The following is a 19263-nucleotide window of genomic DNA, read 5'->3' as shown; positions in this document are numbered from 1 at the left end:
GATGCGCTATTGCACCCAGTGTATTTTGCCCGATACGCGCCCTGGCATAAGCCTGGATGCGAATGGTGTCTGTACGGCCTGTCACGGCCACAGGGATAAGGAAACCAGGATTGATTGGACGGCGCGCGAGGCGGCGTTCCAGACCCTGGTGGAGCAAACCAAGGCGCGTTCCCAAGGCTATGATTGCATCGTGCCGGTCTCTGGCGGCAAGGATAGCTGGTATCAGGTGATCATGGCAAATAAGTATGGTCTATCGGTGCTGGCGGTGACCTGGCGGACCCCGGCCCGAACCGAGATTGGTCAGAAAAATCTGGAAGGAATGATCCAGAATCTGGGCGTCGATCACATCGACTATACTGTGTCGCCTGATGTAGAGCGCCGCTTTATGAAGGCCGCGTTTGAAGAGCGCGGGACGACAGGGCTGCCGATGCATATGGCCCTGTTTGCGATCCCCATTCGACTGGCGGTGCAACTGCGTATCCCGTTGATTTTGTGGGGTGAAAACCCACAATTGGAATATGGCGGCAATGAGCTTGAGCGGCTGTCGGATACGCTGGATTCGGATTGGCTGGCGCGGCATGGCTGCCTGGAATCGACAGATGCGGATTACTGGTGTGGCAAAGAAGGGCTGACGAAAAGTGACCTGCTGGCGTATCAGGTGCCAAAGGATACCGATTTTACAGTCCGGTCTGTCTTTTTGGGAGCATTCTTTAAATGGAACAGTTACCAGAATGCCCGTATCGCGCAAGATTCGGGATTTGAATATGGTAAACAGGATTTGAAAATTGGAACCTGGGACTTTGCCGATATTGATTGTGACTTCATTTCATTGCATCATTTTTTAAAATGGTACAAATTTGGATTTACGCGTGACTTTGATAACCTTTCTGTGCAAATCCGCTATGGCATGATTGACAGGGGGGAAGCAATTGCCCAAATCAGGGAAAAGGGGTGGCAGGCACCTGAACAAGATATTGCCGCTTTCTGCCGGTTTCAGGGGAAACCGGAATCCTGGTTCTGGTCTGTATGTGAAGGCTTCAGGAACACGGATATTTGGACGAAAAGGGCTGGCGTTTGGTATATCCCGGACTTTCTGATACCAGACTGGCAATGGACTTAAACAGATTTGATTGGTTGGATATTTTGCGATGATGGAGCCTAAAAACCTGCGTGTGGGGATACTGACAACAGATACTCCCCATCATACGCATTTCGTCGAGGCCCTGTCCAAGAATTGGAACATCGTCCGCGTTTTTGAAGAAAAGCGAACGACCAGCGCGACGTTTGAAACCAATCACCAGTTGGAAGAACAAGGCGCGCAATACGAAATTGAGTGTTGGTTTGAGGGAAAATCGCGGGGCTTGTCTGATGTCGCGGACGTACAGACATTCGCTGATTTGAACGATCCGGACGCGCTGGATGCAATGCGCGATGCCCATTGCGATGTGCATCTGGCATTTGGCACCGGTCGCCTGGAACAATCGGTTATAGACATCACCCCGGATCGGATTGTTAATCTGCATGGCGCAGATCCAGAACATTATCGCGGGCTGGATACGCAGTTATGGGCGGTTTATCACCGTGACTATCGGGGGCTGATCACCACCTTGCACAAGGTCAGTCCGAATCTGGATCGGGGCGGCGTTATCATGAAAATGCCCCTGCCGTTGACCCGCGATATGCAACTGTATCAACTGCGCAAGGTGAATACGGAAGTCTGTTTGGATATCTCGCATCGCGGTCTGGACATGATGGCGACCTATGGGCAGTTTATCAGCCAGCCACAATTGTATATCGGGCGGCATTATTCCTTCATGCCCGCCGTGCTGAAGGATCGCTGTATCAAACAATTCGCGGAATTCACGGCAACGCTGTGACCCAGGAACCCCCGCAATTCGATCCCGCCTGTTTAACCGACATTAATTGCCCGGTGACCGGCGCGATGGATTGGGAAGTGGTTAAATCCTATACGGCTCCGCCCGATGGTGAAACGGACTTTGGCATCACGCCCTATCGGCGCGATCTGTTACGCAGCCCGTCAACGGGGCATGTTCTGAACCATCACCATTTTGATCTGTCCGGTCTGTACAGCGGCGACTATTGGGATCGCACCTATGGCGGTGGTCGTATGGCCCAGACCTATGACAAGATCATGGCGCTGCCCCCTGAGCAATCCGACAACCGTCAGCGCGTTGCCTATGTGCAATCGGTTTGGTCCACCTATGGGCCCAGGGGAGGGGATCGCACCGTGCTGGATGTCGGGTCCGGCCTGGCAGTCTTTCCATCGGCAATGGCCCAGGCCGGGTGGACCGCAACAGCCCTGGACCCGGATCCCCGTTCCGCCCAACACGCAATGGAAAAGGCCGGCGTAGAGGGTATGGTCGCAGATTTCATGACGGACACGGTCTCTCGTCGTTTTGCGCTGGTGACATTCAATAAAGTCCTGGAACATGTGCCAGACCCGGTCGCCATGTTGCGCCGCGCCCGCCCGATCCTGCTGCCTGGTGGCGGAGTTTATGTTGAACTGCCAGATGGGGAGGGGGCCCTGGCCGCCGTTGGACCAGACCGGGAAGAATTTTTCGTGGAGCATCACTGCGCCTTCTCGGCCCTGTCATATGCCATGCTGGCCCGAAAAGCTGGCTTTAGAGTGCAACGATTGGACCGGGTGATAGAACCCAGCGGCAAACTTACTTTGCGGGGGTATATGATGCCTGAGGAGACCCCCCAATGACCCCTGTGGGCTTTTCCGAACGCCCTTTCGATGCGTCTATCCTGGGCAGACCGGTATGGTGCCTTGACGATGTCGCGCAGGCAAAAAATGCGGTGACCGATGCCCAACGAGAGTCTATCGGCCTGATGTTCCGGCGGGGGGACGCCTCTGAAGGGGGAATTCTGGAACCCCTTGGTTTTCGTAAGATTGAGACATTGATAACGCTTGGCTGTGCGCTGCCGGGTCAGAAGCAAAGGCTTCCAACTGGGATCGGTATCGCGCAGGCCACGGATGCAGATGCAATCGCGGATCTTGCGGCAAGGGCCTTTCGCAGTGACCGCTGGCACAGTGATCCTGAAATTCCAGATGATCGCGCGGATGCCTATAAGGCGGCCTGGGCCCATAATGATGTTTTGGGCCGTGCGGGTGTCACGCTGGTTACCCTGAATGCTGCTGGGGAAATCACGGGGTTCAACGCCTTGTTGTTTCGCGACGATGCGCTGGTTGTCGACCTGATCGCCGTTGCACCGGATCATCAGGGACATGGAAATGGCAGCCGTCTCGTTACAGCCGCAATCGCATATGGGGCAGGGCGCTTTAAGACCCTGCAGGTTGGCACTCAGTCCGCGAATACTGCGTCATTACGTCTGTATCAGAAACATGGACTGCAAGAGATCAGGCGTGCCGATACCTGGCACTGGACACCTTCATGAACAAAGGGGCAATGATCAGCCCCTTCATTCCTTCTGTGGCAGGCGCGAGAGCAGGCGCGTGCCAAGCCCGCTGGGTAAGGCCCGCAATATCCAGCCGATACAGCGCATTTGCCAGGGGAAGGATATCTTTGCCGTTCCCGCGCTCAACCCTGCCAGTATGATCTGTGCGGCACGGTCCGCTTCCATGAAAAAGGGCATGCTGAATGTGTTCTGATCCGTGATGCGGCTGCGCACGAAGCCTGGACAGATCACGCATATCGTCACGCCGTGATGCGCGTAACGCCCCCGCAATCCTTCGCCATAGGCCAAGACAGCGGCTTTGGCTGCGCTATAGGCCGGTGCGCTGGGCAAGCCGCGATTGCCTGCAATGGAACTGACCATCCCAATCGTACCGCGCCCCCGCGTCCTCATACAGTCCAGGGCCGGATGGACCGTGTTCAGGACACCGGTCAGATTGACATCGAATATACGGCGAATGGTGGCTTCATCCTCGCCCCCTGAAATGCCTGCATTTGCCAGCACGATATCCAGCGGTGCAGCAATGTCTGCATCAATGATCCATTCACGCATCGCAGTCTGGTCCGTGACATCAACAACCGTGGCGGATACGGTGGCACCCTGATCCCGGCAGGCTGTTGCGACAGCCTGCAAACGATCCGAATCGCGCCCGGAAAGCGCAAGCGTGCAGCCCCCCTGACCATAGCGTTGGGCATAGGCCAGGGCGACAGCTGCGCCAATGCCGCTGGACGCGCCGGTGATCAGGATCGATATCATAGTTGTAGTGTGGCGATGGCAGGCAGGGGCTGCAAGCGTCCCATCATGCTTCCATAATCATGCGGATCATGACAAAAGACCCTGAATTACAGAAAGGATGCCCGATATGACCGTATCCAGCATGACTGGTTTTGCCCGGACGGAGGGGGAAGACGACCTGATCCGCTGGGTCTGGGAAGCACGCAGTGTGAATGGAAAATCGCTGGATGCGCGCATCCGGGTGCCGTCCGGCTGGGAACGGTTCGACCCTGTGATCCGCAAGGCAGTTCAGGAGCGGTTTAAGCGCGGCAATCTAACGATCAATCTGGAAGTAAAGCCAGTCCTTGGAAAATCCACGGTGCGCATTAACGACGCCTTGTTGGATGATCTGATTCAGCGGTGCGAGGCATTTGGGGAACGCCCGCGTCTGGATATGCTGTTTACCGTGCGGGGCGTCGTAGAGGCTTCGGAGCAGGATCCTGGTGATCTGGCCAGTGATCCAGATCGCCTGTCGGCGGTTCAGGGCGGTCTGGACGATGTTCTGGCCCGCCTGTCGGACGCCCGTGCGGAAGAGGGCGCGCGGATCGCCGCGGTCCTGAGGGATCACTTGGGGGAGATTGAGACCCTGGTCGAAGATGCCGAACGGTCGGAAGAGGCAACACCTCAGGCCATTCGGGATCGACTATGGGCCCAGATATCAGACCTGTTGCCCCAGGACGGCGCGATCCCTTCAGAGCGGCTGGCGCAAGAGGCAGCCATTCTGGCGACAAAGGCAGACGTGCGCGAAGAGATTGACCGCCTGAAGGCACATGTGGATGCGGCGCGTGACTTGTTGCGCGATGGGGTCGGCATTGGGCGTCGATTTGACTTTTTATGTCAGGAATTTAACCGCGAGGCCAATACCCTGGCGTCGAAATCCGCCTCTCTGGACCTCACCCGAATCGGACTAAACCTCAAAGCCGTTATCGACCGCCTGCGCGAGCAGGTCCAAAATCTTGAATAAGGGTGCCAAGCCTATGGCCGAACCATCGCACGACCTTTTCCCCATAAAGCGGCGCGGCCTGATGCTGGTGCTGTCCTCCCCGTCCGGGGCAGGGAAATCGACGATTGCCAGGGCCATCCTGGACAGCGATCCGGAAATCGATATGTCGGTGTCTGTTACCACCCGCCCGAAGCGCCCAGGTGAAGTGGAAGGCCGCGATTATATCTTTATTGATCGCACGGAATTCGACCTGATGGTCAATCGCGGTCAATTGCTGGAACATGCAAAGGTTTTCGACAATTACTATGGCACACCAAGAGCAGCGGTGATGGACGCCCTGGCCGAAGGCCGTGACGCGCTGTTTGATATTGACTGGCAGGGCACACAGCAATTGGCAGAAAGTGCCATTGATGATTTGGTGCGCGTCTTCATCCTGCCACCAAACTCTCGGGAGCTGGAGCGTCGCCTGAACACCCGCGCCCAGGATTCCCAGGCCGTCATCGCCGCGCGCATGGCCAAGGCATCAGATGAGATGAGCCATTATGCCGAATATGACTGGGTTATCGTCAATCATGATATTGAAGAAAGCGTTGAACAGGTCCGCGCCATCCTGTGCAGTGAGCGCCTGAAGCGTAAGCGACAAGTCGGCTTGGGTGAGTTTGTGAAGGGTTTACGTGCCGGGTGAAGCCTCTGCTTATGAAAGATCGCGCAGCGCCTTTCTAAGAACGTCCCGCTGGATCTTTCCTGTCGCTGTGCGGGGGATTCTGTCCAGGAAAACCAGTTGTGTCGCCCCAAATGCCGACGGCAGCAGGGGCGTTAGTTTGGGGGTTATGGCGCTGATTTCCGCTTCGGTCATCTTATCCTTGCCGCCGGTTACGATAGCCAGCCAGACCTTATCTCCCTTGTCAGCATCCGGCACCATACACAGCCCGACATCCTGGAAGTCAAAGGCATTCAGGATTGCTTCTTCAATGGGTTGAGGGGCAACCTTTATGCCGCGTATGTTTAGCTGATCATCGGCGCGCCCGATCAGTTTCAGGATGCGACTTTGGTTCAGGATTCCCAGATCACCGGGATAGAACCAACCCTGCTTGAACATCCGTTTTGTGGTGGCGGGGTCATCGCGATACCCCTGAATTAGGGTCTCGCTGCGCATCCGGATCACGCCCGGTTGGTTGTAAATGGGGTCTTCCGCATCATTGACGACTTCCAGGTCGACACCGGGCAGGATTGCACCAATGCCATCGGCCTGCATCGTGCAGATATAGGCGGCCTCGTTGGTTGCGTAGCTTTCAATCAGGCTGGTCGCCAGCCTGTCCTGTACCCGCTGGCGGATTGACGCGGATACCTGGGCACCGATCGTGAAGATGCGCAGATTGGTCGGCTTCTGATACGCCGCTGGCAGGCGATCCAGAATATCGATCAGCGCATGGGGGATCAGCGTGACATGGCTGGCATCGTGCTGCTGGATCACATGGGCAAGGGGTTGGCGGCTGTCTGCTATGCAGGTGCCGCCCGCACGCAAACAGGCCGTGCAATGGGTGTGATAGGCCTGAATGGAAAAACCCAAAGCGACGGCATAGCGCGTGGCATCGTTCATGCCGGCCAGAAACTGGAATTGGCGCAGGCGACGATTCTGCATGTCCCAGGTTAGTGTCAGGGTTTTCAGGCTACCAGTGGTGCCTGATGTCTTGATAATGCGGTACGGGGCGTCAGGGGCAAATCGGGTCTGGATCAGGGGCTGTTCTGGCGATTGTTCGCTCAACATGGTTGCCCAAGCCTGATCCAGGATTACCGTGTTCTTTGATTGCGTCGGTGCGTCCTGGGCGGTGCATAAAACAAGATCGAAATCTTGAACAATTGGTTCAATGCTGGCCGCTTCATTGGCAGCAAATGACATTGAACAAATGCCCAATGCTTCCAGCCCCAGGGTCAGGACCAGGTGCATATACAGGTTCTTTACCTCCACCGCCGCCTTTGGGTTTTCGCCCAGGTTCAGACTGCGCAGGTAGGTGACTGATTTACACACATCCAGGTAAAGCTGGGCATAGCGATAGGCGACGCCATCTTCCAGAACTGCAACATGCTCCGGGCGGGTGACCGCATAATAGGCCAGGATATCGATTGTGCTGGCGGGGGGCGGTGTATAGGGCGTTTTGGGGCTCACGTCACCTGTCCGGCTTTATGCGCTTCATAGCGTCGTTTGTTTTCCTCATTGGCAGGATACAGGCCGGGCAGCTTTGCGCCGTTTTTCACTTCGCCTAAAATCCAGGCTTCAAGAGTTTCCTGTTCCTGGGCCAGGGGCAAAACCTCGTTGACCATCGCCTGGGGAATGATGACGGCACCATCCTTGTCGGCCACGATCAGATCGTCCGGATAAATCGCTACACCGCCACAGCCAATCGGTTCCTGCCAGTTCACAAAAGTCAGGCCTGCAACAGAAGGCGGGGCGGCCGCCCCAGAGGACCAGACCGGCAGCCCAGTTCCCAAAACCCCCTCCAAATCCCGCACAACGCCATCGGTGATCATGGCGGCAACGGACCGGACCTGCATGCGCTGGCACAGAATATCGCCAAACACACCGGCATCCTGACAGCCATCGGCAGCGATGACGGCGATACATCCATCCGGCATCGCCTCAATCGCGCTGCGGGTGGAAATGGGGGAGGACCAGGATGCAGGTGTCGCCAAATCCTCTCGCGCCGGAATAAAGCGCAGGGTGAAGGCTGGCCCTGCGACGCGCTGCTGCCCCGGTGTCAGGGGAAATGCGCCCCTGATCCAGACATTTCGCAATCCCTTTTTCAACAGAACGGTGGTCAGGGTCGCTGTCGTAATTTCCCGGAATTGGGCCAGCAGGTCAGGCGAATATATGGACATAATGTCTGCTTTCTGGATTAAGCATTAGGATAGGGTGGCGCGGATCCAATCGTGGAAGCTCTTCACATACTGTTCTTCCGGCATCAGGACACCGTGATCATAGCGCATAGACCGCAATCCCTTCTGGTTCAGTTCCGACGCTTTGGCATCCTGATCCATCACCATGATCGCGAAATCGGTGATATTCTCCAATCTGAAATCCGGTCGTTCCAGGGTTTCCGGCAGGAACAGCCATTCCACCTCAATCTCCGTCTCTTCCGGTCCTGTGGGCAGGACACGCACAGTGCGCATATAGTCGCGATGCCCGGCAATGAAGACCGATGGCAGGCTGATGAAATAAACCTGCCCACGGTCTTTTTCCGCCTGAGTCAGGGTCTTAAACCCATCGGGCAGGGCGGTGCCATCGCAAGACCAGCTTTCCGCGCCCGGTCGCAAGCCACCGCGATAGCGCGCATCGGGGTCCGATTGATGCTGGGACCAATCAGGATCATCCCGAGGGCCGGAGATACGCCGTTTATAGATCGGTACCAGATCACACAATTCCGGATGAATATTCGGGCAGTGAAGACATTCATTGAAGTTTTCCCAGAAGACCTTCCAATTGCACTGCATTTTCTTGCGCCAGGTATGCCCAACCTTCAGGGATTCCAAGGGCCAATTGTCGATGCGGTCGCTGCCCCGGTCAAAGCTGTCTTCCAGTTTCGGGGGATCATCGGCCAGACAGACAAAGACACATCCGCGCCATTCCCGAACCGCGACCGGGTGCAGGGGATAATCCGCCTTGTTGAAATCCGGTGCCTCGGCCAGGGATGTGGTCGCCAACAGGCGCCCGTCCAGCCCATAGGCCCATTGGTGATAGGGACAGCGAATGCTGCGGGTTTTCAGCTTTCCCTGTGCCTCCTGACACAGGATCGAGCCACGATGGCGGCAGGAATTGTGGAATCCCCGCAGGGTGCCGTCTTCGTCCCGGACCAGAAAAATTCCCTGCGTCCCGATGGTGAAGCTGCGAAAGGCGCGGGGCTCGCTGAGGCTGCTGGCGTGGCACAGATACAGCCAACTGGTATAGAAAATCTGATCCAATTCGCGCTTGTACCAACCGTCGTCCCAATAGGCAGCGCCAGGCAGGGTGGCCACGGTTTGGGTCAAACCATCAAAATCTTCTTCACCGGTAAGGATGCGCATGAAACTCTCCTTTCACGCATCAGTTTGCCACGGGAAAGGATGGGGTGTGCAACCCCTTTTATCGATGTGTTTAGTCCTTCAAAAAGGCATGAATCAATTTTCGTGCCCCAACCGGGGCAGGGGTTTCACCGGCCGCAACAGCCTCTTGTACGGCAGGCAATAGGTCGCGCAGTTTCGGGTCCTGACGCAGGCGATGGGCAAATTCCGCTATCAGTTCATCCCATAGCCAGGTTTTGGCCTGATGTGCCCGCCGTTCGGCCAGGGTGCCTGCCTTGGCTAAGGATTCGTGGAAGGTGCCGATCTTTTCCCATGCTTCTGGAATGCCTTGGCCGGTCAGTGCGGAACAGGACAGAACTGGCACGCTCCAACTATTTCCACCCTTGCTCAATAGGCGCAGCGCACCATGATAATCTGCTGCTGTGCGCTTGGCCTGATCGATCAATTCACCATCCGCCTTGTTGACCAGGATCATATCGGCCAGTTCAACGATGCCTTTCTTCAATCCTTGCAGTTCATCCCCGCCGGCGGGCAACAGCATCAATAGGAACATGTCAGTCATATCCGCCACGGCGGTTTCGCTTTGCCCGACGCCAACGGTTTCCACCAGGATGATATCAAACCCGGCTGCCTCGCATAAAAGGATGCTCTCCCGGCTGCGTCTGGCGACGCCGCCCAGTGTCTGCCCGGCGGGAGAGGGGCGAATGAAGGCATTTGGGTTGCGCGACAGGTCTTCCATTCGTGTCTTGTCACCCAGAATAGACCCGCCACCGCGCTTTGAGCTGGGATCGACGGCCAGTACCGCCAGGCGATGGCCCAGATTGGTGACATGCGCGCCAAAGGCTTCAATGAAGGTGGATTTCCCAACGCCGGGCACCCCAGAAATCCCGATACGCATGGCGGTGCCCGTATGGGGCATGATCTCCGCGATCAGGTTTTCCGCCTGGATGCGATGGTCGGTGCGGGATGATTCAACCAGGGTGACGGCTTTCGCAAGCGCACGCCGATCCCCGGCCAATAGTTTCGGGGCCAGGCTATTGGCAACAAGGTCGCTGGGAAGTTTGGATCGTGGGGAGGAGACAGCAGGTTTACTCACAATGGTACGGATCACTTCTTGGGCTTAGAGGAGACGCCAAGCGAGGTTTCGGCCATCTGGCGCAAACGGTCCCGTTCTGCGGGGCTCAAGTCACTTAAGGCATTTTGTTTGAAACGATGAACACTCAGTGCAGCATGGATCAGATGGCGTTTGCGTTCAACCGCGGCGGCGGGATCTTCCGATATGCCGCTGCTGTTGGATCTGGCTTTAGCCTGTGCGCGGGCGGATTGCTGTAATCGTTCCTCCCGGTCGGCTAATTCTTTCTTGGCCGTCTCAATGGCGGCCAACACGGTCAGCGCATCCATTTGATCCTTGCTGGGCTCGTTTGATCGCCCGGTTGACTTGCCGCGCGGGGGGGCTTCGACGCTTTCATCGGGGGCCATGATGGGCGGCATTGCAGCCTTTGCCTGTATTTTAGCGGACTTTTCGGATTTTTTCTTGCCACCAAATAAGTTCCACGCCATTGGTCCCTCCAACAGAATTGATGCAAAGCATCATGCATTTACACAGGATACTCTCGCCATTCACTCTTTCTGCTAATGCGTCATCGCAAATGTCTTCGTACCCGCGGATTTACTTTAGCATTCCGGGTCAATGCAATCTTTGGGCCCAATCCATTTCGCCATATGGATTTCATCACCATAACGGATCCGCGCGGATGACGATTCCGGCCCATACCGTACTGAACGTCGACGACGACCTTCTTCATAATAGCCGAGTCTCTTATAGAAGTCCCGTGCACGTCGATTATGCGACAAGACAGTGAATTCCAGCCGTTCCAGGGAATCTTTGCGGGCGCGGTCTTCCAGATCCGCCATTAGAATCTGGCCTAACCTTTGGCCCCAATGGCGGCGCAACACACCAATTCCCAGAATTCCGATATGGGCGGTACGATACAGGGGCCCGGGCACAAGAATGCCTTCAGCTATGGCCTGATTGCCGTGCCAGATATTGATCATGTGCCATCCCCGTCGTTCCTTGTAGGTGGCGGCAATTTCCGCCATGCCCTGAGCATTAATGGCGCGTTCTTCGGGTAATCTGGTGTAGTAATCTGTTTCCGAGAGTAATGATTGGCCAAGCAACAATAATTGCGCGCTGTCCTGTGGCTGGGCTTCCCGCAGGGTCATGGAGGCCGGTAAACTGGAGGGGGAGGATTGTGTCAAATGGCATCTGCCTTATCGCGAAGAAAGCCGGGTGCCGGCAATTATAGAACAATCTGTTATTTCTACCCAAGAGATGATTATGGTAAACAAGTGACTTGCGGTCTGGTAAAAATATACTTTACCTAGGGCGGGGCAGTCATTGTGATAATGTGGGTCGTCTTTAGAATGACGGGCCATGTTTTTTGATAAGTTATTATCATTGTGAGGGTTTGTTACGCATGTCTACCCCGCCAGAAAAAGGTGTGACGAACAGAAAAGCCAATAATCCGTTGCTTCCGGAGACATTCGAGCAACGAGGGGTTTACGTTCCCTTTACCACGCCCATTCTGGCCTATGCACGGTTGCGCCGCCCGATCGGTGGGTCGCTGGAAGTGCTGATTCCCGGTCTGGCGGGGGGATCTGAAACCTATATTATTCCATATAAGGTTCTGCCCGATGTCCTTAATCTGCTGGTACATGATCGCGCCTTGCATGAGGAATTGCTGAATCTGCGCAAGATTTCACCGGGCCGGGTGCGTCAGTCCGCCAACCTGATTGCGATGACCGGATTGGGTGGTCCGGCCCTTGCGAAACGTGCAAAGCAGGACAAACAGTCGGAACTGGAATTGCCGACATTGATCCTGTTTAGCTTAATCCGTAATGCAATCAGCCAGTTGGCCGCCAGTCATCCCGGTGTTGCCGAACTGGATGGCCGAAAAATTGCGACGCCTGAAGGGTTGAATTTGGCCCGTGACGCCTTGAGTGGTTATGGTCAAACCATTGGCGAAAGCGGGAACAAGATATATGCGCGCCTGGAACGCTGGGCAAATGCGCTGGCGCCCCTTGGCTTGTCGGATGGGTCGATCAAGGGGCCGTTGATGATCCTTTTGACGACGCTGGAAGACTTGACGGTGGAACTGTCAAAATGGCTGATTCAGGAACCTCCAGATACTGCAGAAATGGCACAGCGCACCGTCACCGCCGCCCGAGCAGCGGCGCAAAGGGCCCGGGATCACTTGAATGCGATTGCGGAGCTGGAACAGGACATGGCGGAACCGCTGCGCAGCTTCGATGAATCGGAGAATAAGATCACACAGCATATCGAGCGGATTTCCTTGATGCTGGACGGGTGGCAACGGGTCATCGATCTGTGGGAAATGGGTCGCGATGGGGACCGTTTCTTCCAACGCGATACATTGGAGGGTTTTGCGCAGTATCTGCCGATCCTGCCAGTGGAGGCTGTCGGGGAGAACGTAGAGTTGTGGGAAAACCTGCGGGAAAGCCAAAACAGATGGAGCAGGACCAGCGAACACAGTATTGATGCCGGAATGGACCAGGAGACAAAGACCAAATTGTCCAAGTTCCGAAAGGAACCGGTATGAGCAACGCGGGAGAGCAATTACAGGGGTTTCTGAATCAACTTCCTGAGAAGGAGTTGAAGATTCTGGCGGCAAAGATTGAACTGGATCGCGGCGAAAACAGGTTCGGCATTCCCCATGATGCAATAATGGCGCTGTTGCGCCCCCGCCTTGCTGAAATGCGGGCGCCGCGCATTTTTACACCGCAACGGGTCTTGTGTCTGCCGTTTGAAGATATGCTGATCTTTAAGGACCCGGATCCAAAACAGCCTGGAAAAATAGCGCGTGCTGCCATTGGTCCGATGTGGAACCTGTTGATGGACCGCGTTAAGCCAAAATGGGACCCGATTGCAGACGCCTTTATCGCGGCGCAAAAAAAAGGCGATGAGACCACGAAGAACCAAACCGCATCGGCTTTGTGGGCATTGGCCGCGCAAACGTTGAAGGAATGGGATACAGAACTTGGCACCGATGCCGGTGAAATTCGCGCGGCGGCCAAAAAGATCGGCGGCACCAAGCGGCTGGAAGATTTGCGGGAAATGATGGCGATTCTGGCCATCGCTGATATTGTCGAATCCCTGAAAGAAAAGCTGCCCCGGAAACCGATCCTGAATTTCACCCCCGAACATGTGACAATTGTGAAGCGCCATTATGACATGGTGGGTGATCAGGCGGCAGACCACGAGGTCTATCTGTTATTGGCCCTGATGGGCCGGTTGCTGCAGCCCTTTCCAATCTTGAAAGTGTTCCGGGCCTTATCGCGCAAGCTGGATGATACGCTGACCAGCAGCACGGATTTGGGCATTGCGGGAAACATTGTTATAGAGGCGTTAGAGCGCGACGCTGATGCTGTTGCCGAAGCCGCCGACGCCCCCAATGCTACGGAAACCGATGTGATCGCCAAGGCCAAACGATTTTCGTTGGCGTTCAAAGGCATTACGGCTGATATCGGCATCCGCCGGGATGGCGATTGGGGTAAGCGCATGTATGGATGCCGCGGCAAAGTCAGTCACGCCATCGAAAACCTTGTTCTGTCAAATGCGCAGGACGTGATCCTGAATATGCTGCCCAATAAAGGGAAGGGCATTCCGGACTTTTCAGATTTCCCTGATGAAGCGAAATTCGAAATGGCAGAGCGGCGGGCGCGGGCCTTAGGAGAGGCTTCCCGCATGGCAGAACAGATCGGGCTGCAATCCGCCTGTCAAAGCAAGGTCAATCAACTGCGAAAGGACCTTGAGCAATATGCGGCCAAAATCATTGAAAAGCTGCCAAAGGTTGGCCCTGATAACAAGCCAGAGGCTAGTGCGCATCTGGCAACGACCGTGCGATTGGTTGAACTGATTACCAATTCTGATACGGCGGATTTGCTGCGGCGACGCGGCAATGCCGCACTTACGGGCAAGACATTGAATTAAATTCCTTTTCGTGGTGTTTTAGGTATCTGGAATATCTGGTGGATCGACAGTTTCGTGCGGGCTAGTATGCGCCTCTTCCTTGGAGGACGACCTCCCCCATATTGGGCAGTAATGACCAGGACGACCTGGACCCTTTAGACTTGGGAGGGGTCAATGGCCTGGTTCTACCTTCTTGTTGCCGGCATTCTCGAAATTGTTTGGGCGTACACAATGAAGCAATCTCTTGGCTTCAGTCGGCTCATACCATCTCTCATCACAGTGTCTACGATGGTGGCCAGCTTCTGGCTGTTGGCCCTTGCCATGCAAACCATTCCGCTTGGAACGGCCTACGCGATCTGGACTGGAATAGGCGCGGTAGGGGCCTTTCTCGTCGGGATAGTCTTTCTGGCTGAACCTGTTAGTGCATTGAGACTGGTTGCTATTACCCTTATTGTTTCAGGGTTGGTGCTGTTGAAGGTATCGAGCGACTGATCTTTCATGCTTGTTTCCTGGTGGTCCGCCGCTGAAACACCTGCCGGGTTTGCCATTTAATTTTTAAGGGGCAAGTCGTGCATTTTACGCATAGCTCCCCTGCGTAATGAAGATTACTCGTCAGCGTCACTTGGCTATATATCGAAATTCAGAAGACAGACGCTCGAAGCACGTGCCACTGGCCCCTGCGATCGGGAAAGGCCTCCCAAGAAATTGGATATCCCGGCCCCACCGATCCTGTCCCCCCTCGGCGAAAGCCGTTTGAGGATGGGTGTATGTAACGACGGAGGCGTCCTTTTTGGACAGTTTGGGTAAAGCGGTTCCAATAGTGGGATCGTCCTACCCCATCCTTAAGGGAGTGCCGGGATATGACTATCGTACACGGCGGCCTAGCGGTCGCTGAAACCTCTGCTATTTCTATCGACAATGTGCATGCCCATGGTTTGCATCTGGTGGATGCTGGTACACCGGCTCCAACCGCGCTGTCCGGGCGTTTGGCGGATTTCGTCGCCAATGCGCGCTTTGACCGCCCGACCCTGGTGATGGACCTGGATGCGGTCGCCGAACGCTATCGTGTGTTGGCTGCGGCTTTGAGCCCTGCCCATATTCACTATGCTGTTAAGGCGAACCCGGCCCCGCAATTGCTAGCCCGCTTGGCTGCTGAAGGCTCAAATTTTGATGTCGCCAGCCGTGGTGAAATCGAACAGTGTTTGGCGCTTGGTATCCCGGCCTCTCGTTTGTCCTATGGCAATACGATCAAGCGTCGCGCCGATATCGCCTTTGCTGCGGCTGCTGGCGTGACCATGTTCGCGTTCGACTCAGAAGCGGAATTGACCAAATTAGCTGATGTCGCCCCGAACACGACGGTTTATTGCCGCGTTTTAGTGGATGGCACCGGCGCTGAATGGCCTTTGGGTAAGAAATTCGGTTGTGCCGATCAAATGGCCGAAGACCTGCTGATTCGTGCAGTGGAACTTGGCTTCCAGCGCCCCGGGATCAGCTTCCATGTTGGTTCTCAGCAGACCGATCTAGGGGCCTGGGATCGCTGCTTTGGCCGTGCCCGTGCCTTGATCGACCGTTTGGCCGCACGTGGCGTTGAAATCGGCCTGATCAACCTGGGCGGCGGTTTCCCGTCCACCATGACCCGGTCCAAAGCTCAGGAACCTCGCCAGTATGCAGAAACCGTTCGTGCCCATGCGCTGCGTCATTTTGGTGATCTGAATGTTCACATGATTGCCGAACCTGGCCGCGGCCTGGTAGCGGATGCAGGCTGTATCGTCAGCGAAGTTGTTCTGGTCTCTGAAAAAGGCGATGGCGACGACCGTCGTTGGGTCTATCTGGATATCGGTAAATTCTCCGGTCTGGCAGAAACCATGGACGAAGCGATCCGTTATCGCTTTGAAACCCCTGACAATGGTGGCCCAGAAGGCCCGGTTGTCATCGCAGGCCCTAGCTGTGACAGCGCAGACGTAATGTATGAAAAGAACGCCTATAGCTTGCCGATCAGCCTGCAGGAAGGCGACCGGGTTCTGATCCTGGCGACCGGTGCTTATACCACCACCTACAGCTCCGTTGGGTTCAATGGGTTCCCTCCGTTGGATGCCGTCTGCCTGTAATCAAGGTGATTGTTAACCCGTCCCTATACGGTGCTTGCCGATGGGGACGGGCTGCATTTTGAGATAGAGCGTTAAATTTGCTCTAATTCTGGTATTTTTCGCCAACGCCTGCTATCTGCTAGTCCGCAGTCACGCCAGCGCGGAAGGAACAGCAAAATGCGGCAGGCATCGGTTGAGCGAAATACAAAGGAAACCAAGATATCCGGCACCGTTGGAATCGACGGGGAAGGGCGATATGACGTCGCCACGGGTATTGGCTTTCTGGATCATATGCTGGAGCAACTGTCCAAGCATAGCCTGATTGATCTAACGTTGCGCGCCGACGGGGATTTGCATATTGATTATCACCACACGACGGAAGATTCCGGCTATGTGGTTGGCGAAGCCCTGATCAAGGCCCTGGGCGATCGCAAAGGGATTGAGCGGTATGGGCATGCCTATATCCCTATGGATGAAACGCTCACACGCGTCTCCATTGATCTGTCCGGCCGCCCCTATCTGGTGTGGAAGGTGAATTTCACCCGCCCGAAGTTGGGGGATTTCGATACAGAGCTTTTCAAGGAATGGTTCGCCGCCTTCGCGCAATCGGCGGGGGCGACGCTGCATGTCGAAAACCTGTATGGGGAAAACAATCATCATATCGCGGAAAGCTGCTTCAAAGGGTTGGCCCGCGCCTTGAAGGCCGCGGTGACGCTGGACCCGCGCAAGGCGGATCAGATCCCCTCGACCAAAGGCACATTGGGCGGGACCCTGTAATTGATGCTGACCACAATCGTTGATTATGGGTCAGGGAACCTGCATTCCGCCGCAAAGGCGTTTGAACGCATGGCGGGGCCGTCTGATCGGATTTGTGTCACGGACGATGTTTCTGTAATCGCCACGGCAGACCGCATCGTATTGCCCGGAGTGGGGGCTTTTGGTGACTGTCGTGCAGGCCTGATGAAGGTTGAGGGACTTTACGAAACCCTACAGACAGCCGTGATTGACCAGGCCCGCCCCTTTATGGGTATCTGTGTCGGGATGCAGTTGATGGCCACCGTGGGGGAAGAGCACGGAACACATGATGGCTTCGGATGGATATCAGGCACGGTGACCCCGATCCGGCCGGATGATCCTGCGCTGAAGGTTCCGCATATGGGGTGGAATAATCTGGTGAATTGCGCGCCGCATCCTGTTTTGGACGGCATATCAGCGTCGGCTTACTGTTATTTTGTGCACAGCTTTCATTTGAAGACGGACAAGGCCACAGACTGCCTGGCACAGGTCGACTATGGTGAAAGGCTGACGGCGATGGTGGGGCGCGACAATATGGTCGGTGTCCAATTCCATCCAGAGAAAAGCCAGGCCCCTGGATTGCGACTGATTTCAAATTTCCTAACCTGGACGCCCTGAGTGGCAAAGTGAGTTATCAATGATTCTGTACCCAGCGATTGATCTGAAAGACGGCCATTGCGTGCGCTTGTTGCGCGGCGATATGCAGGCGGCAACGGTTTTTAATGAAGACCCTGCAGCCCAGGCCATGGCTTTTGTAGAAGCTGGGGCAAGTTGGATCCATGTCGTGGACCTGAATGGTGCATTTTCCGGAAAATCAGAAAACGCGGATGCCGTGTCGTCCATCCTTAAGGCCGTTGGCAGTCGGGCAAGGGTTCAACTGGGCGGTGGCATCCGGTCGGTTGGGCATGTATCCGCCTGGTTGGACCGGGGCGTGTCGCGGGTTATTTTGGGAACAGTTGCTGTCAAGGACCCCAGTACCGTCCGCGCCGCCTGCGCGGCTTTTCCCGGCTGTGTCGCGGTTGGCATCGACGCGCGCGACGGCAAGGTCGCTGTTGAAGGCTGGGCAGAGTCGACAGAGATTGAAGCCCTGGATCTGGCCCAGAAGTTTGAGGACGAAGGGGTCGCTGCAATCATCTATACCGATATTGATCGCGACGGGGCCTTGCAGGGCGTCAATGTCACCGCAACCAAAACTTTGGCAGATGCCCTGTCGACGCCGGTTATCGCATCAGGCGGGTTGTCTTCATTGGATGATTTGATGGCCTTGAAGGCAGTCGGGGGTATCGCTGGGGCGATTTCCGGGCGGGCTTTGTATGACGGGCGCATGGATCTTGCCGAAGCCCTGGCCGTCTTGAAACAGAAGAAGGATTAGGCGCGATGCTGACCACCCGCGTGATACCTTGTCTGGATGTGAAAGACGGCCGCGTGGTCAAGGGTGTGAATTTCGTTGATTTGCGCGATGCGGGCGACCCGGTGGAACAGGCCCGGATTTATGATGCGGCTGGCGCGGATGAGCTAACCTTCCTGGATATCACGGCCAGTTCTGACAATCGCGAAACCATCTATGATGTCGTTTCCCGCACGGCAGAGGTTGCCTTCATGCCCCTGACCGTGGGCGGTGGGGTGCGTGTCGTCGAAGATATCCGCAAATTGTTGTTGGCCGGGGCCGATAAGGTATCGATCAATACCGCGGCTGTGAAGCGCCCCGAATTTGTGGCCGAGGCGGCGGAGCGGTTCGGGTCGCAATGTGTTGTCGTGGCGATTGATGCCAAGGCCGTGGCCCCGGATCGATGGGAGATTTTCACCCATGGCGGGCGAGAGGCAACGGGCATTGATGCTATTGCCTTCGCACAACAGGTCGTCGACCTGGGTGCCGGGGAAATCCTGTTGACGTCGATGGATAAAGACGGAACCAAGAGTGGTTTTAACATTCCGCTAACCCGCGCTATTTCCGATGCTGTATCCGTGCCCGTCATTGCATCAGGCGGCGTTGGCACCTTGGATCATTTGGTGGAAGGCGTGCGCGATGGGCATGCCTCTGCGGTTCTGGCTGCTTCCATCTTCCATTTCGGTGAGTTCTCCATTGCCCAGGCCAAGGCGCATATGGCGAAGAGTGGCATTCTGGTGCGCCCCGTGGATGGCGGCAGCGCCGCTGTTACAGAAAGGAAGTAATACAA

The 19263-nt window shown here is 55.8% G+C and carries 21 protein-coding genes; 14 read left to right on the top strand and 7 right to left on the bottom strand.

What is annotated here, in order from left to right:
* Position 1 precedes the first annotated feature (1 nt).
* Genes ACOSDM_RS10040 through ACOSDM_RS10025 form a run of 4 tightly spaced genes read left to right on the top strand, consistent with a single transcriptional unit; the run spans position 2 to position 3423 of the window.
* Positions 2–1120 (top strand): N-acetyl sugar amidotransferase, encoded by a 1119-nt coding sequence (locus tag ACOSDM_RS10040; protein ID WP_420724373.1) that lies wholly within the window; start codon positions 2–4, stop codon positions 1118–1120.
* A gap of 28 nt (positions 1121–1148) precedes the next feature.
* Complete coding sequence (locus ACOSDM_RS10035) at positions 1149–1877, top strand: hypothetical protein (RefSeq protein ID WP_420724372.1); 729 nt, start codon at positions 1149–1151, stop codon at positions 1875–1877.
* Positions 1874–2731: a class I SAM-dependent methyltransferase gene (locus ACOSDM_RS10030; protein WP_420724371.1), complete on the top strand. Its 858-nt coding sequence runs from the start codon at positions 1874–1876 to the stop codon at positions 2729–2731. The genes ACOSDM_RS10035 and ACOSDM_RS10030 overlap by 4 nt, the downstream gene beginning before the upstream one ends.
* Complete coding sequence (locus ACOSDM_RS10025; RefSeq protein WP_420724370.1) at positions 2728–3423, top strand: GNAT family N-acetyltransferase; 696 nt, start codon at positions 2728–2730, stop codon at positions 3421–3423. Before ACOSDM_RS10030 ends, ACOSDM_RS10025 begins: the two co-directional genes overlap by 4 nt.
* A gap of 24 nt (positions 3424–3447) precedes the next feature.
* On the opposite strand, the gene ACOSDM_RS10020 is transcribed toward ACOSDM_RS10025, so the two are convergent.
* The gene (locus tag ACOSDM_RS10020) at positions 3448–4197 is read right to left on the bottom strand and encodes an SDR family NAD(P)-dependent oxidoreductase (RefSeq protein WP_420724369.1); all 750 of its coding nucleotides are present in this window, start codon (positions 4195–4197) and stop codon (positions 3448–3450) included.
* A 106-nt stretch (positions 4198–4303) separates the two neighbouring features.
* Between ACOSDM_RS10020 and ACOSDM_RS10015 the strand changes: the two genes are divergently transcribed.
* Both ACOSDM_RS10015 and gmk read left to right on the top strand, forming a co-directional pair.
* Positions 4304–5179, top strand: coding sequence for a YicC/YloC family endoribonuclease (locus ACOSDM_RS10015; RefSeq protein ID WP_420724368.1), 876 nt, complete (start codon positions 4304–4306; stop codon positions 5177–5179).
* A 13-nt stretch (positions 5180–5192) separates the two neighbouring features.
* The gene (gene gmk, locus ACOSDM_RS10010; protein WP_420724367.1) at positions 5193–5843 is read left to right on the top strand and encodes a guanylate kinase; all 651 of its coding nucleotides are present in this window, start codon (positions 5193–5195) and stop codon (positions 5841–5843) included.
* A gap of 9 nt (positions 5844–5852) precedes the next feature.
* On the opposite strand, the gene ACOSDM_RS10005 is transcribed toward gmk, so the two are convergent.
* The 6 genes from ACOSDM_RS10005 to ACOSDM_RS09980 form a co-directional block, all read right to left on the bottom strand.
* Entirely contained in the window at positions 5853–7325 is a 1473-nt protein-coding gene (locus ACOSDM_RS10005) for a class I adenylate-forming enzyme family protein (RefSeq protein ID WP_420724366.1), read from the bottom strand.
* Positions 7322–8035: a ribonuclease activity regulator RraA gene (locus tag ACOSDM_RS10000; protein WP_420724365.1), complete on the bottom strand. Its 714-nt coding sequence runs from the start codon at positions 8033–8035 to the stop codon at positions 7322–7324. Before ACOSDM_RS10000 ends, ACOSDM_RS10005 begins: the two co-directional genes overlap by 4 nt.
* Positions 8036–8059: 24 nt before the next feature.
* Positions 8060–9217 (bottom strand): aromatic ring-hydroxylating oxygenase subunit alpha, encoded by a 1158-nt coding sequence (locus ACOSDM_RS09995; RefSeq protein ID WP_420724364.1) that lies wholly within the window; start codon positions 9215–9217, stop codon positions 8060–8062.
* A gap of 70 nt (positions 9218–9287) precedes the next feature.
* Positions 9288–10310 (bottom strand): methylmalonyl Co-A mutase-associated GTPase MeaB, encoded by a 1023-nt coding sequence (gene meaB, locus ACOSDM_RS09990; protein WP_420724363.1) that lies wholly within the window; start codon positions 10308–10310, stop codon positions 9288–9290.
* Between the two features lie 11 nt (positions 10311–10321).
* Positions 10322–10774, bottom strand: a complete 453-nt coding sequence (locus ACOSDM_RS09985; protein WP_420724362.1) for a hypothetical protein — start codon at positions 10772–10774, stop codon at positions 10322–10324.
* 114 nt (positions 10775–10888) lie between these two features.
* On the bottom strand, positions 10889–11473 hold the full coding sequence (locus ACOSDM_RS09980) for a GNAT family N-acetyltransferase (protein ID WP_420724361.1): 585 nt from the start codon (positions 11471–11473) through the stop codon (positions 10889–10891).
* Between the two features lie 218 nt (positions 11474–11691).
* Between ACOSDM_RS09980 and ACOSDM_RS09975 the strand changes: the two genes are divergently transcribed.
* The 8 genes from ACOSDM_RS09975 (at position 11692) to hisF (ending at position 19258) form a co-directional block, all read left to right on the top strand.
* On the top strand, positions 11692–12834 hold the full coding sequence (locus ACOSDM_RS09975; protein ID WP_420724360.1) for a hypothetical protein: 1143 nt from the start codon (positions 11692–11694) through the stop codon (positions 12832–12834).
* Positions 12831–14225: a hypothetical protein gene (locus ACOSDM_RS09970; RefSeq protein ID WP_420724359.1), complete on the top strand. Its 1395-nt coding sequence runs from the start codon at positions 12831–12833 to the stop codon at positions 14223–14225. Before ACOSDM_RS09975 ends, ACOSDM_RS09970 begins: the two co-directional genes overlap by 4 nt.
* A 153-nt stretch (positions 14226–14378) precedes the next feature.
* Complete coding sequence (locus ACOSDM_RS09965; protein WP_420724358.1) at positions 14379–14696, top strand: DMT family transporter; 318 nt, start codon at positions 14379–14381, stop codon at positions 14694–14696.
* 368 nt (positions 14697–15064) lie between these two features.
* A complete protein-coding gene (locus tag ACOSDM_RS09960; RefSeq protein WP_420724357.1) occupies positions 15065–16312 on the top strand; it encodes a type III PLP-dependent enzyme in 1248 nt (415 codons plus the stop codon).
* Between the two features lie 156 nt (positions 16313–16468).
* Positions 16469–17068, top strand: coding sequence for an imidazoleglycerol-phosphate dehydratase HisB (gene hisB, locus ACOSDM_RS09955; RefSeq protein WP_420724356.1), 600 nt, complete (start codon positions 16469–16471; stop codon positions 17066–17068).
* Between the two features lie 3 nt (positions 17069–17071).
* Positions 17072–17704 carry an imidazole glycerol phosphate synthase subunit HisH gene (gene hisH / locus ACOSDM_RS09950; RefSeq protein WP_420724355.1) on the top strand — a complete coding sequence of 211 codons (633 nt, stop codon included), beginning with the start codon at positions 17072–17074 and terminating at the stop codon, positions 17702–17704.
* Between the two features lie 19 nt (positions 17705–17723).
* The gene (gene hisA, locus ACOSDM_RS09945) at positions 17724–18458 is read left to right on the top strand and encodes a 1-(5-phosphoribosyl)-5-[(5-phosphoribosylamino)methylideneamino]imidazole-4-carboxamide isomerase (RefSeq protein WP_420724354.1); all 735 of its coding nucleotides are present in this window, start codon (positions 17724–17726) and stop codon (positions 18456–18458) included.
* Between the two features lie 5 nt (positions 18459–18463).
* Positions 18464–19258, top strand: coding sequence for an imidazole glycerol phosphate synthase subunit HisF (hisF, locus tag ACOSDM_RS09940; protein ID WP_420724353.1), 795 nt, complete (start codon positions 18464–18466; stop codon positions 19256–19258).
* Positions 19259–19263 lie beyond the last annotated feature (5 nt).

Origin of the sequence: Hwanghaeella sp. LZ110 (assembly GCF_048892525.1) — a bacterium.
In the GTDB taxonomy this organism is placed as follows: Bacteria; Pseudomonadota; Alphaproteobacteria; order UBA8366; family Aestuariispiraceae; genus Pacificispira.
This window is presented reverse-complemented; position numbering and strand designations above follow the sequence as displayed.